General features: G+C 69.8%; 10 protein-coding genes and 2 pseudogenes. 5 read left to right on the forward strand and 7 right to left on the reverse strand.

Annotated features, from left to right (window positions below):
• Positions 1–307 precede the first annotated feature (307 nt).
• The 5 genes and pseudogenes from ABZ621_RS33885 to ABZ621_RS33905 form a co-directional block, all read right to left on the reverse strand.
• Complete coding sequence (locus ABZ621_RS33885) at positions 308–805, reverse strand: hypothetical protein (protein WP_360610464.1); 498 nt, start codon at positions 803–805, stop codon at positions 308–310.
• Between the two features lie 1,328 nt (positions 806–2,133).
• Positions 2,134–2,382: pseudogene (locus ABZ621_RS33890) on the reverse strand (transposase); the annotation flags it as partial.
• Positions 2,383–2,443: 61 nt separating this feature from the next.
• Positions 2,444–2,965: an endonuclease domain-containing protein gene (locus ABZ621_RS33895; protein ID WP_360610466.1), complete on the reverse strand. Its 522-nt coding sequence runs from the start codon at positions 2,963–2,965 to the stop codon at positions 2,444–2,446.
• Between the two features lie 426 nt (positions 2,966–3,391).
• Positions 3,392–3,823 carry a DUF5959 family protein gene (locus ABZ621_RS33900; protein WP_360610468.1) on the reverse strand — a complete coding sequence of 144 codons (432 nt, stop codon included), beginning with the start codon at positions 3,821–3,823 and terminating at the stop codon, positions 3,392–3,394.
• A gap of 73 nt (positions 3,824–3,896) precedes the next feature.
• Entirely contained in the window at positions 3,897–5,150 is a 1,254-nt protein-coding gene (locus ABZ621_RS33905) for an IS256 family transposase (RefSeq protein WP_360610470.1), read from the reverse strand.
• Positions 5,151–5,858: 708 nt separating this feature from the next.
• On the opposite strand from ABZ621_RS33905, the gene ABZ621_RS33910 reads away from it, so the two are divergent.
• The 3 genes from ABZ621_RS33910 (at position 5,859) to ABZ621_RS33920 (ending at position 9,122) form a co-directional block, all read left to right on the forward strand.
• Positions 5,859–6,401, forward strand: coding sequence for a GNAT family protein (locus ABZ621_RS33910; protein WP_360610472.1), 543 nt, complete (start codon positions 5,859–5,861; stop codon positions 6,399–6,401).
• Between the two features lie 561 nt (positions 6,402–6,962).
• A complete protein-coding gene (locus tag ABZ621_RS33915) occupies positions 6,963–7,181 on the forward strand; it encodes a hypothetical protein (protein WP_360610474.1) in 219 nt (72 codons plus the stop codon).
• Between the two features lie 717 nt (positions 7,182–7,898).
• On the forward strand, positions 7,899–9,122 hold the full coding sequence (locus ABZ621_RS33920) for a hypothetical protein (protein ID WP_360610475.1): 1,224 nt from the start codon (positions 7,899–7,901) through the stop codon (positions 9,120–9,122).
• A 354-nt stretch (positions 9,123–9,476) separates the two neighbouring features.
• Here ABZ621_RS33920 and ABZ621_RS33925 read toward each other — a convergent pair whose 3' ends face one another.
• Positions 9,477–10,382: a LysR family transcriptional regulator gene (locus tag ABZ621_RS33925; RefSeq protein WP_360610476.1), complete on the reverse strand. Its 906-nt coding sequence runs from the start codon at positions 10,380–10,382 to the stop codon at positions 9,477–9,479.
• A gap of 139 nt (positions 10,383–10,521) precedes the next feature.
• On the opposite strand from ABZ621_RS33925, the gene ABZ621_RS33930 reads away from it, so the two are divergent.
• Both ABZ621_RS33930 and ABZ621_RS33935 read left to right on the forward strand, forming a co-directional pair.
• The gene (locus tag ABZ621_RS33930; RefSeq protein ID WP_360610478.1) at positions 10,522–11,028 is read left to right on the forward strand and encodes a nuclear transport factor 2 family protein; all 507 of its coding nucleotides are present in this window, start codon (positions 10,522–10,524) and stop codon (positions 11,026–11,028) included.
• 239 nt (positions 11,029–11,267) lie between these two features.
• A complete protein-coding gene (locus ABZ621_RS33935) occupies positions 11,268–11,447 on the forward strand; it encodes a hypothetical protein (RefSeq protein WP_360610579.1) in 180 nt (59 codons plus the stop codon).
• A 142-nt stretch (positions 11,448–11,589) separates the two neighbouring features.
• Here ABZ621_RS33935 and ABZ621_RS33940 read toward each other — a convergent pair.
• A pseudogene (locus tag ABZ621_RS33940) lies at positions 11,590–12,122 on the reverse strand (DNA polymerase/3'-5' exonuclease PolX); the annotation flags it as partial.
• Positions 12,123–12,124: the final 2 nt, after the last annotated feature.

The raw sequence follows: 12,124 nt of genomic DNA on the forward strand, positions 1-12,124 counted from the left end.
CCACCCGATACGACAAGACCGCCGAGTCCTACGAGGCAGCAGTCACACTCGCATCACTCCTGATGTGGGCCTGACATTTGACGACAGAACCTAGGGGCCCTGTTCCCATGCCCGCGGCCAGCCGCGATCGCCCGATCGGGACTCCCGTGCACAGCCCACCCCTCAAGATCGAAACGACAACAGCTGCTGAGAGGTGAGCAGCCCTGGACGTCCCCCTGACCCGCAGTCACTTTCGTGCGACCGTCTCCCAAAGCGCGACGCGAGGGGAGAAGGCCGGATTCCGGGGCCAGGTGGACGTCGGGGTCCGTCAGGCGAGGTGGATCGTGAAGCGCCTCACGACCTTCGGGTCCGTGGAGATCGTCTCGGAGTGGACCGAGCCGCGCGCCTTCTCGTACTTCCCGGTGCCGCCGGTGATCGCGGAGTCGAAGGGACCCTGGTCGATGTAGTTGAAGTACACCCCCTGCGTGGTGAGCTGGCCGTCCGGGAGGACGTAGGTCACGAGGCACTGCTCTGCTTCATCGGTGCCGCCCCGGGTGGTGGTGCAGGTGCCGTGGGTCTCGCCGACCTTGTTGTGCGCCTCGTCGAAGAGGTCCGAGCGGACGACGACCCGATCGCCCTGCGAGACAGTGCCGGGGGTGACGGGGAAGCGGGTCATCTGCTGCGCCTCGGCGAGAAAGGTAAGGGTCCGGGTCTTACCACTGGCCTGGGCGGAGCCGGCGTCCGTCGCGCTGGCCGCGACGGGGGTGAAGGCGAGGAGGGTGACCAGCGTGGCCGTGCCGAGGCCGGCCGCTCTGATGGGGCGCATCTTGCGACTCCTGAGGTTGGTGTTCGGGAATGACCGGATGGCGAACTTTCATCCGAATCCGTTCGATTCCCTTCATAACCGCGACTCCGCCGCCGCGCGGAGCACCCCGGCGCGAACCACCGGCACATCCAGCCGGTCGGACCATAGTCAGCGGTGACGTCCGGGGAGCGCGCGCTGTTGACGAACTTGCGACACGAGGCCGGGTCCAGGTGGGAAGGCGGCACGTCGAGGACGGGGATCTCCGGCTCAGTGGCGAGGGAAGGCCACCCGACCGGGAACCCTCGTTCGGCCGCCGAGTGAGCCTCTCGGTACGGAAACGGATCCTGGGAGACGAACAGCCCACCAGCCCCAGTGTGTGCGGCCAGCCGGGTAACTCCCCGTACGTGCGGGGCTGGTCCCGACCCCACCCGGTGCAGTGGTGGGGAGGCACCCGCTCCCCGCGCCTGCGGGGATGGCCCGGGTGTGGAGTGCCCGATGACGTCGCCCGCCCTCTGCTCCCCGCTCGCGCAGGGTGTGGCTGATGCCGGGAGGGGGTTGTCGGTGTGCGGGGTGTGGCTGACCTGGTGTGTTGTGGGTTGTTGAGAGGCGGGGTTCGTGGTTTGGGTGGAGTGGTCGGGGTGGGTGGGCTGGGGGTGGTGGTGAACAGGGGTGTTTGGGGGCGTCCGAGGTGGCGGGCGAATCCGGTGATGAGGGCTTTCGCGGTGGCGCCGGGCGGGACGAGGACGTACGCGACGGGTACCGCGGTGCGGGCTGACACCGGGTGGTGTGGGGTTGCGGGTGTGGGCGAGGTGGCGGGTGCGGCCGATGTGAAGGACGGCGGTCGTTGTCCCCGCTGCGGCGGGCCCGGTGACGATCAGAGAGGGCCGTGCGGTGGCCTGCTGGTGGCGGCCGAGGACCATCAGGGTGCGGACCTGGGTAGCGAGAGTGCTGATGACGGGCGTGCGGATGGTGACGAACGCGGAGGGGTGGGCGAGGCGTTCCTCCGCACTGCGGGGTGGGCAGCCGCCGGGTTCTCGTCCTCGTCCTCGTCCTCGGGCGCCGGGCTGCCGGTGGGTGCTTCGGTGACATCGTCGTCATGCCGGTGGGACGTGGGCGGTGCGGGCGGGTAGGGCCTGTTCGCTTTTTATGGCGTGGCCGTTGTGCACGTGGCGCACGAGCTGGTAGAGGGCGTCGGCGAGGTCGGCTTCGTACTGCTCGGCCTCGCCGTGGTTGCCGTGCAGGGTAAGGGATCTGATGCGCTGCCAGGTGCGCTCGTCGAAGGGCCGGTGGATGTGGTCGCAGCGGATCCAGGGGATCTCGGTGAGTTCACCGTCGGGAAGCCGGATCCGGATTCCGGCCTCGTTCCAGACGGCCAGACGCCGCTTGCACGTCATTCCGGACCCGAAGCCGAGCTCCTGGGGCAAGTACTCGCACTGGATGCCCGTGTGGAGCACGAACAGGATCCCGCACCGAGCCTGCCGGTCAGGAACCCGAGGCCGTCCCGACACCAGCTTCGGCGCCGGGACCGGCAACAACGGCTCGACCAGCGACCACAGTTCATCCGAGACGACCCACGGCCGGGAGTTCCTCTGCGCCACGAACGGAGCAACGAGCCGCCAACCCGACAGCCATAGGATCAACAGCTTCTGTCGGGACCTCTCAGAGCGGTGCGTCAGAACGCCAGCCGGCGAACGACCCGTCCCGGGCGCGGATGCCTGTCACGTCGCCCCACGTGCTCACCGCTGCCTCTGGCCGACGGGCCGGCGGATCAGCGAGGTACGCGTTCAAACGGGTCCAGTCCCGGCGCTCATCAGGCAGGCGCTCGTACCAGGAGATCCCGTAGAGATTGCACGCCTTGCACAGCAACCCTCGGACACATCGGCCACACGAACGCGGGCCGTCGCAGCAACTGTGGTCATGGTCGATCTGCCAGTATGACACGCCCTCCATGCCTCCGTCGCCCGGGTGCTCACCGCATAGGGCGCACTCGTCGTTCTGGACGCGGAGGATGGCGTTCATCTTCCACAGCGTCATCCCATGCCTCCGGGCCTGCCGGACGGACACGCTGCACCTGCGGCAATGACCTTTGACCCGTCCCTTCTCGTCGTAGTCGATGGGATCCTCGCAGACCTCGCACCAGTAGTCGTCGTCGAATTCGCATATCTCACGTCTACGCACCACGGGCAGAACCTAGCGCTGTGCACTGACACATCCGGGTGCCTGGGGGATCAATCCTGTTGGGGGAGATGATTGACGTTTCAGCGTCACGGCAGACGAGCATCGAGGCTCTGCGTATGTGTGAGCTCGGACCCCGAGCCTGCGCGACCCATGAGCTTTGCGCTCCATCGCTCCCTGCTTCTGCGGGGATGGTCCCGACTCGATCGATGCGCACCCTGCGACACCGCTCGGCTCCCCGCGTAGGTGGGGATTGTCCTCAACTCAGCCCCGTGGAGGGCACGCTGACCTCCTGCGGCAGTACGACCTCACCCAGGACGGGAAGCCTGAGGCGGCGCGGGTCTGGAGCAATAGTCAAGACCTGTGGGTCGATCAAGCCATGGCGAGCCTCTCACCCAATGGGGCTGGCAATCGCCGTTCGTTGACCACGGTTCAGTCGTCGGGCATCTGCCAGGTCTCCCATACCGACTCAAGGCGTCGGTATGCGTCGTCGAACCAGGCATCGACCAGTGGGACGGCAACCATCACCGTCGTCAGCGACATGGAGAGGTCCTTGATCGTGACCCGGCACCGGTCATCGTCCTCGTCGAGTTCAATGAACAGCCACGGAGCGCTGTGCCCCTCGCGCCAGGAAATGTCCTGCCCCGCGTCGAGCGAGTCCAGGGCTTGCTGCCACTCCCGCAGGTCCTCGGGGAAGATCCAGGTCTTGAGGGTCCCACGGACGAAGGGCGTATCGACCAGGAACTCTCCGACCAGGACATCGGGCTTGCTGGAACGCTTCCTCCTCTCTGCCCCCGTGATCCGGAGAATGACGCTATTGCCGTCACCCTCCAGGCGGATCATGTCGATCGGATCCTCAGACATGACTGCCCCTCCCGACTTACGCATGTTGCCGAACCCTAAACGTCGGTACTGACACAGGACCGGTTGAGGGGTGTCAGGCCGCGCGAGTTCCGGGGTGTTCGACGAGGTGGCCGCGTTCGAAGCGGGCGCCGGCCCGGACCCGGGCGACGAGGTGGGGTGCGTTCACGGCCCGCCAGCGTTCCTGGGCTGCCTCGATGAGCTTGAAGAGCATGGCGAGGGCGGCGGCCCGGCTGCCGGCGCCCTTGGTGACCTTGGTCCGAAGGCGCACGGTGGCGAAGGTCGACTCGATGGGGTTGGTGGTCCGCAGGTGGATCCAGTGCTCGGCGGGGAAGTCGAAGAACGCCAGCAGTTCCTCCTCGTCGTCCGTGAGCCGCTTGACGACCTTGGGGTACTTCGCCCCGTACTGCTTGGCGAACGCGGCGATGGCCTTGGCCGCATGCTCCTTGTCCTCGGCGTTGTAGATCTCCTGGATCGCGCGCTTGGCCGCGGGTTGGGCCGACTTCGGCAGCGCGTCGAGCACGTTCGCGGTCTTGTGCACCCAGCACCGCTGGTGGCGGGTCTCGGGGAACACCTCGTTCAACGCATTCCAGAAGCCGAGTGCTCCGTCGCCGACGGCCAGGACGGGGGCCCGCATGCCCCGGCGGGCACAGTCCCGCATCAGTCCCGCCCATGCCTCGGACGATTCGCGGTAGCCGTCGGTCATCGCGATCAGTTCCTTGCTGCCGTCCGCCCGCACGCCGACCATGACCAGGACGGCGGCCTTCGCCTCCTCCAGGCGAATGCGCAGGTGAACGCCATCAGCCCAGACATAGACGTAGTCCGTGGCGGACAGGTCGCGATCCATGAACGTCTTGTGGTCGCCCTGCCACTGCACGGTCAGCCGCGTGATTGTCGCGGGCGAGAGGCCGGCGGAGGAGCCGAGGAACTGTTCCAGCGCGGGCATGAAGTCACCGGACGACAGGCCGTGCAGGTAGAGCAGCGGCAGTACCTCGCTGATCTTCGGGGATTTACGGGCCCAGGGTGGCAGAATCGCCGAGGAGAACCGCTTGCGCTCACCGGTGGCCTCGTCGACACGCCTGTCGTTGACCCGCGGGGCCTTCACTTCGATCGCCCCGGCCGCAGTCGTCACCTTCCGCGGCTGGTGGAAGCCGTTGCGCACGACCAGACGGCGGCCGGAGTCGTCCCTCTGATCGGCCAACTCGGATATGTAGGCGTTTACGTCCGCCTCCAGAGCGGCGGCCAGCATCCGCCTCGCGCCCTCGCGGACGATCTCGTCAATCAGGGAGCCATGTGGCGTCGTTCCGTCTTCGTTGACTACCGTGAGCACGGGCGTGCCTTCCTGACCGACGCAGCGAACGTCGGCCTACTCGATGACCAGCACAGGATCATTCGGGAAGGTACGCCCTTCGCGTGCCAACCCGAGGCCGATCCACAGGTCTTGAGCATTGCTCGCGGGTCTGGGCGCCGGGCGGATCCATCGCCTCACTGGCCGCTGACGGTTCCGTACGGGAAGCGGGCCTGCGCTCTCCCTGGGCACTGAGGGAGGAGGCCTACGACGTGTTCACCGACGCTGCGTTGCCCGGCCCAGACCGATACGGAGTGAGTGCCGAGGGACGAAAGCAGCACGTCCGGCTCGACGAGCCTGGCGGGCGCTCCTGGGCCCTGACCGTCAGCGAGACGTAGCCGACCAGGCCGGAGAGGCCCCAGATCGCCACCGTCGTCCGGCGGGGTGGCCACTTGAACAACTCGGCCGGCGGTACTCCAATCACCTCCGCAGGAAGGAAAGGACCGCCGGCGGTGCAGGAGGTCCGGCCGGCTTCGGCCTCGGACCACCCCCGCTCACGCGGGGAGCACAAGGCGACGGGCTTCTTCGCCATGTCCGCAACTGGCGGGACGCTGGAGGACGTTGCCGGGCTCGTGGGCTGGCTGGGGCCGCCGCCGCAGGCCGGCTGTCTGCTGCCGCCGCGCCCGCGTCAACTCGGTCTGTCCGCATATTCGTTTGTCGTAGGCGAGGCACGTCGGATAAGAAGCCCACATGCTAAAGGGCAGCAAGATCGGGCTGAGGGCCCGGCACGAGGACGACATCCCCACCCTGCGGACCGAGCTCTATGACGACGTGGTCGGCTCCGCGCGTGCCGAGGCCGGGCCGTGGCGGCCGATCTCACCCGGTTCGAAGGACCCGCGGCTCGTGGTGGACGACACGGCGCAAGGCAGCGTCGCGTTCTCCGTGGTGGAGCTGGAGGGAGGCGCCCTGGCCGGCACCGCAACGCTGTGGGGAATCGACAACCACCACCGGTCCGCTCACATCGGACTCGGGCTGCTGCCGGCGGCACGCGGCAAGGGCTACGGCACAGACGTTGTCGCGACGCTCTGCTACTACGGTTTCGTGGTCCGCGGCCTGCAGCGGCTGCAGATCGAGACACTGGCGGACAACCACGCCATGCTGCGCTCCGCCGAACGCAACGGTTTCGTCCGCGAGGGCGTACTGCGCTCCTCGGCGTGGGTGCTGGGCGAGTTCCTGGACGAGGTACTCCTCGGGCTCCTCGTCCAGGACTGGAAACCGAATTCACAGGGCTGAAGCCCGAGCGGTCCCGAAAAGGCCGTGCGGGCGGGCTGGCTCCCGGCCGAGATGTTCGATGTCCGGCCAGGACGGCGAGTCCGTCCCGCACGTTCCGCGACTGCCGGGACAGCGTGGTGACACGCTGCCCCGAAGAATCCGATTGAGAAGTTCGAACGGGGTCCGGTGCCACAGCCGGGCCCTCGCGGATGCGTCGGCATCGCGTTCTTCGCCGCGATGGTGGGGATCGAGCCGGAGAGCATCCGGGAGCCCCACCCTCGAAGGGCTCGACACCGCGGCCCGCAAGGGCAAGCACGGCGGCCGCCCCCGGTCGGCGCCGACGACATGCTCCCCACCGTGCTCCGGCGCCGGGCGAACGCCGCGGTGCCGGGAGGGTGCTGGGTCACCCATGAGGCCAGGAAGGTGAGGCCGTCGTGGCTGGTGGTGCCGGGTTCGGCTGTCCGGACGACGAGTTGACCCGCCACCCCACAACGTCCCCGTGCCGAGGCGGCTCCGAGTAACGAGCCGCTGCTCGCCCTAGAGCTGGCGGCCGCGTGGTGGAAGGCCGCGCTCGACGCCGGCTTGCCGCCCCGCGCGCTCGCCGGCGCCGGCCGGTTCGCCACCACCCTCCTCGACGCCACCGTCTGGCCGGAGCTGACCCGTCGCAGCACCGAGCACACCCCCACCACCCCGTGGGAGGACGAACCGGCGCGCCGTCACGCCCGCACCCTGCTGACCGCAGCCACGGCACTTCCCGACAACGTCCGACGCGAAGAGACCGGACGACTGCGTCGGCTCTGATCGAGGCTGGGGGCGACTTGGGGGCCGGCTGGTGTCGGGAGAATGGGAAGCTTTCAGGCCGCTCCCCTGGTGGTGCCCTGAGAGGCACTCACCACGCTCTTCGCCTCCGTAAGGCCGTCCTGCGCCCTCGGGGGGTGTCCGTTTCGGTGAATGTGGTCCGAGAGGACACCGGCGTCGGGTAAAAGTACCGGACAGGAGTACCGCTTCCCGCCCGTGCGGGGATGATCCCGGCGTGGCCATGCGCTGCATCCGCGACTACAACTGCTCCCCGCGCCCGTGGGGATGGTCCCGCGACGCCGACAGTCGCGTGCGCCGTCGAGCTCTGCTTCCCGCGCGTGCTGGGATGGTCTCTCTCGATGGGCGACCCTTGCTCGCCGCGCGCGCGGGGATGGCGTTGTGTCGAGGATGGTGGCCAGGGTGGCTTCGTACGTAGACCCGGAGAAAGGAGCAAGCCCGGTCCGCGCAGCCTCACAGAAGTCTCAGTACCCGTTCTCGTGGACGAAGTGGTGTCGGTTGAGGGCAGGTCGGGGTGTGCTGCCGGGCCTCAACCAGCCGGACGCTTAGCGAAGTTGGCTTCCTCGCCGTAGGGTCTGCTGCCGAGGGGGGAGCCCCTCGCTCGGCGGGGGAGGGGGAACCATGGAGATCTATGCCCACTGGCTTGATGGTGAGCATCTGCGCGTGTCCGGGTGGGGTCCGCAGGACGCGTCATTGGCCGTCATGCTGAAGATCCAGGCCCTGTTGGGGCATACGGTGGTGCTGAGCGACGTGCAGCTCATCGACAGCCATGCGATACAGGCGCTGTTCGAGACGGAGGACTTCCGGTCCTTCGTGCGCGGCTGCCCGTCGTTCCTGCGCTGCACCACCGCCGCTCCGGCCGGCAGCGCCCCCTTCGCCCTGGTCACCACCGGCCTGCACCGCGCCCTGGAGCCCGGCTGGCTCTCGTCTTCGTTCGACACGGCGGAGCCCCTGGTCAGGCTGTCCGAAGCCGTTTTGGAGCGCGGGGAGGCGAATCCCGGGCTGCTGTTCGCGCGGGGTACCGCGCTGGGCACACGGTACGAGGAGGGCGGGGCGATCCGGCGCAGGCTGGAGGCCGTGGCTTGGACACTGCATCACTTCTCGCGCGAGGCGGGAGTGCCGCTGGGCACGAGCGCCGTGACGCGCCCCTGCTCGTACCACGACGTGTTGGAGGAGGTGGCGGAGCTGCCGGGGCTCCCCGGCCACGACTACGCCCTCGTGGAACGCACCCTGGCCTACCTCGACGAGCACGTGGAGCCGTCGGACCGGCACCGCAGGTCCGCGCTCTTCGCCCAGCTCGACGCGACGGACCCGCCACACCGGACGGCGATGTGGAACACCGCGACGCAGGCCTGGAACGCGGCGGTGCAGCGGACGCTGGGTACCGACGGGGCGTCCCCGCGGTCGCTCCCGAAAGCGGCCGACATCGGGCTCTACCTCGGGCGCCCGACGGACGCGCTCTTCGAGCCCGCCGGCCCCGGGGCCACAACCCCCGCGGAACACGGGATGGCCCCGGGCAACCTGGCGGCGGTCGCCGAACTGGGCTGGCAGGACATCGCGAAGATCCTTCAGGACGAGGTCGTGACCCGTCGGCGCGACGCTTTCCAGGCGGCGCTGCGCGCCGGGGACGCGGCGGCGGCCGACGACGCGCTCCCCGCACTGCTCCGGGCCGTCCGGCGGAAGCTGCCGGCCTCCGGAGAACGGCCCGGGCGGCTCGCCTGGGCCGCGGCCGAGACAGGCCTCGGGCTCGCCGGCGCGGGGCTGGCGCTCGGCACCGGCGAGACCCTCGGTCTCGTGGGACCTGCGCTGGCGTTCGGCCTGGCGGCCGAGCGGCTGCTTCGGGGCGGCCGCAACCGGACGCACATCGTCAACACGCTGATGACGGCGGGTGGAAGAGGGACCTGGGCCCGGCGCGGCGAAGCCTGACCAGGTGCTGGGCGCTGGGTGCCACCGCCGGCGGCCGCTCCTCTGTGCCACCGAGGCAGCCGTTGACCGAGTCCGACCTCACGGAGGTGCTGTCCGCGAGGGATGTGCCGGGCTTCGCCGTGGCGCCGCCCGAGGGCGTCCCGCCCGGCGACTCTTCGCCCTGGGTCTCTGGACGGTCCTGCTGCTGGTCTGGGCAGCCGGGGCTGTTTCCTGCGCCCGTGCGGGCGTGGCCCCTGTGCGGTAGCCGCGTTTGGGGCTCCGGTGCTGTTGCTCGTACGAGCGGGAACGGCCCCCGCGCACGCGCCACCCGCACCGTTCTCTGCCTCTGCGCCCTGTTCGCGGGAAGGGCCCTGTCTAGGAGGTGGGTCGCGGCTCCTGCACCAGGTCGAGTGCGGTCTCGCTGAAGGCGCGGACGCGGGCGGTGGCGCCTCCGGTCGGCCAGAACAGGCTCCATTCCACCGGTGGGGCATCCGCGAGGGGTACGTACGTGACGTCGGGGCGGGCGAAGTAGCGTCTGGCGTGGGCGCCGACCACGGCGACGCCCTCTCCCGCGCCGACGAGGGTCAGCAGTTCGGTGAAGGTCATGGCCGACGGGCCGAAGGTGACGGACCGTCCGGCGGGGGTCGGGCGGGGCGCGCGGTCGTCGCGCGGGGAGTCCGGCGGCGACGCGGGGATCTGGAGCACGGTCTCGCGGGCGAGGTCCTCCATGGAGACGGTGGTTCGGCGGGCGAAGGGGTGGTCCGCCGGTACGGCGAGCATGCGTGCTTCGCGCACGAGGACCGGTCCCGTGGCGATGCCGTTCTCCCGTATCGGGTGGCAGGTCAGCGCGAGGTCCACCTCCCCTCCGCGCAACCAGGGCAGGACGTCCGGCAGGCGTGATTCACGGATCTGGACGTCGCAGTCGGGGTGCCGCGTGCGGAAAGCCTGGGCGGCCCCGACCAGCAGCTGGCCCGCGGCCGGCCCGGTGAAGGCGACCCGCAGCACCCCGGTGAGGCCTCGTCCGGCCTGGACGGCGTGCCCGAACGCGTCGGTGATCCGATCCCAGGCAGGTCGTATCTCCTCGTACAACTGCCGTCCCACCGGCGAGAGTTCCACCCTGCGGCTGGTGCGGTGGAACAGCGGCACGCCGATGCGGCGCTCCAGCTTGGCGATCGTCTGGCTGATCCGGGCCGTGGACACGTGCAGCCGCTCGGCGGTACGGCCGAAGTGCAGCTCCTCGGCGAGCGTCAGGAACGCCTCCAGTTCGTACCGCTCCAACATCCCCGCTCTCCTCCCCGCGATCGTCAACCGGAGCTTAACGATCGTTGTGCAGGTGCGCGTAGATACCCCCTTGGGTCCCCGGCAGGATCGAAGAGTCGAAGACATCGGAACCTCCCCCTGACCTGCACTGGAGATCATCATGTACGTCACCCGTGACCGCGCCCTGGCCGCCCCCGGACACGACAGCGCCGCGGCGGTCGCCGAACTCAGGGACCGGGCGGAGATCACCGACGCGCTCTACCGCTTCGGCCTTGGCCAAGACCTCAAGGACCAGGAACTGTTCGCCTCGGCCTTCGCCGTCGACGCGGAGCTGGACTTCCGTCCGGCCGCCGCCAAGTGGGGCGCCGAGCCCCCGCTGATGTCCGGACGCGACACCATCGTCGGCACGATCCTGGCCATGTTCACCGGCCGTGTGGACACCACCCACCAGGTCACCAACGTGCGGATCAGCGTCGACGGCGACACCGCCCGTCTCACCGCCCTGGTGGAGGCCCAGCACCTGCTCATCGCCGAGCGCACTCGGCACGCGCTGCTGAAGAACCCCTACGACGTCGAGCTGGTCCGCGACGGCGACCGCTGGGTCATCCGCCGGCTCGTCATCGACAACACCTGGTTCGTCGGCGAACCTCACGCCATCTTCGGCTGACTCCCGCACCTGCGGGCGCGGCCCGGGGCCGGCAGGCGCCGTTGCCAAGCGCCCGCCGCCGACAGGACCACCGCCGTCGTCCCCGGCGTACGGTGAACGTGGGGGCGCGCGGTCCGGAACGCGGAGGAGGGCCGGGCGTGGAGCGGCCGTCGAGTGCCGCAGGAAGCGGTGGACATCGCAGTGTGCCCCACACGGCGGATCTGCGGGTCGAGGCGTGGGCGCCGACGTGCGAGGAGTGTGTGGTGCGCGTGGTGCGGGGGTCTGCGAGCGGTTTCCTGGACCTGGCGGGGACGGAGGGTGTGCACCGCAGGGAGGTCGTCGTGCGGACGGATCGGAACGAGGACCTGCTGGTCGCCCTGCTGGACGACGTCGTGTACCGGCTCGACGCCGGGGCGAGGTGCCGGTCCGCGTGGAACTGACCCGGTCGACGATGGCGTGCGAGGGGCCTGTGAACGGCCGACGCCGGTCGTTCCGGGTCGGGGGAGCCGCGCCGGAGACGGTCGCGCTGTACGAGGCGGCGCTGGCCCGCGGAGCGGACGCCCGTGCCGACGGCGAGCCCCGCCCGTGGCTTCCGGCCCGGAGGACGTCCTCGTCGCCCAGGTCGAGGCGGTCCGGCTGCGCGTTGGTCTCCAGGGCGATGCCGGTGCGCGCGTACGCCGCGAACGCCTCGTCGAGGTCCACGTCGATGCCCAGCGGCCTGCCGATCAGGCGGGTGGTGGGGGTGGCCGATGATGTGGACACGGCGGTTCTCACAGGCGCGTACGACCCGGCGGGTCATCGCGTCCCGGCCGAGGCCGCAGTGGGAGTGCACCGAGTCCATGCCCAGGTGGAACCCCTGGAGGAACGCGTCGGGCCAGTCGACGCTCCCGTCCGGGCCGATGTCCACCTCGATGCCGTGCAGGAGCCGCAGCCCGCGGTGCTCGCCGTCCAGCGGCCGTACCCGCTCGCGCTGGGCCAGGATAGGCGTATCCCCGCGCGGCGGCCCCCGCCACCATCTCCTCCAGCGGGGCGAGGCCGTTGGTGAGGTCGCTGTGAGTGTGCAGGTCGCCCCGGATGCTGCCGTCCGTGACCACGGGGGGCGGTTCGCCGCGCAGCC

It is taken from the genome of Streptomyces sp. NPDC007863, from assembly GCF_040633895.1.
GTDB lineage: Bacteria > Actinomycetota > Actinomycetes > Streptomycetales > Streptomycetaceae > Streptomyces.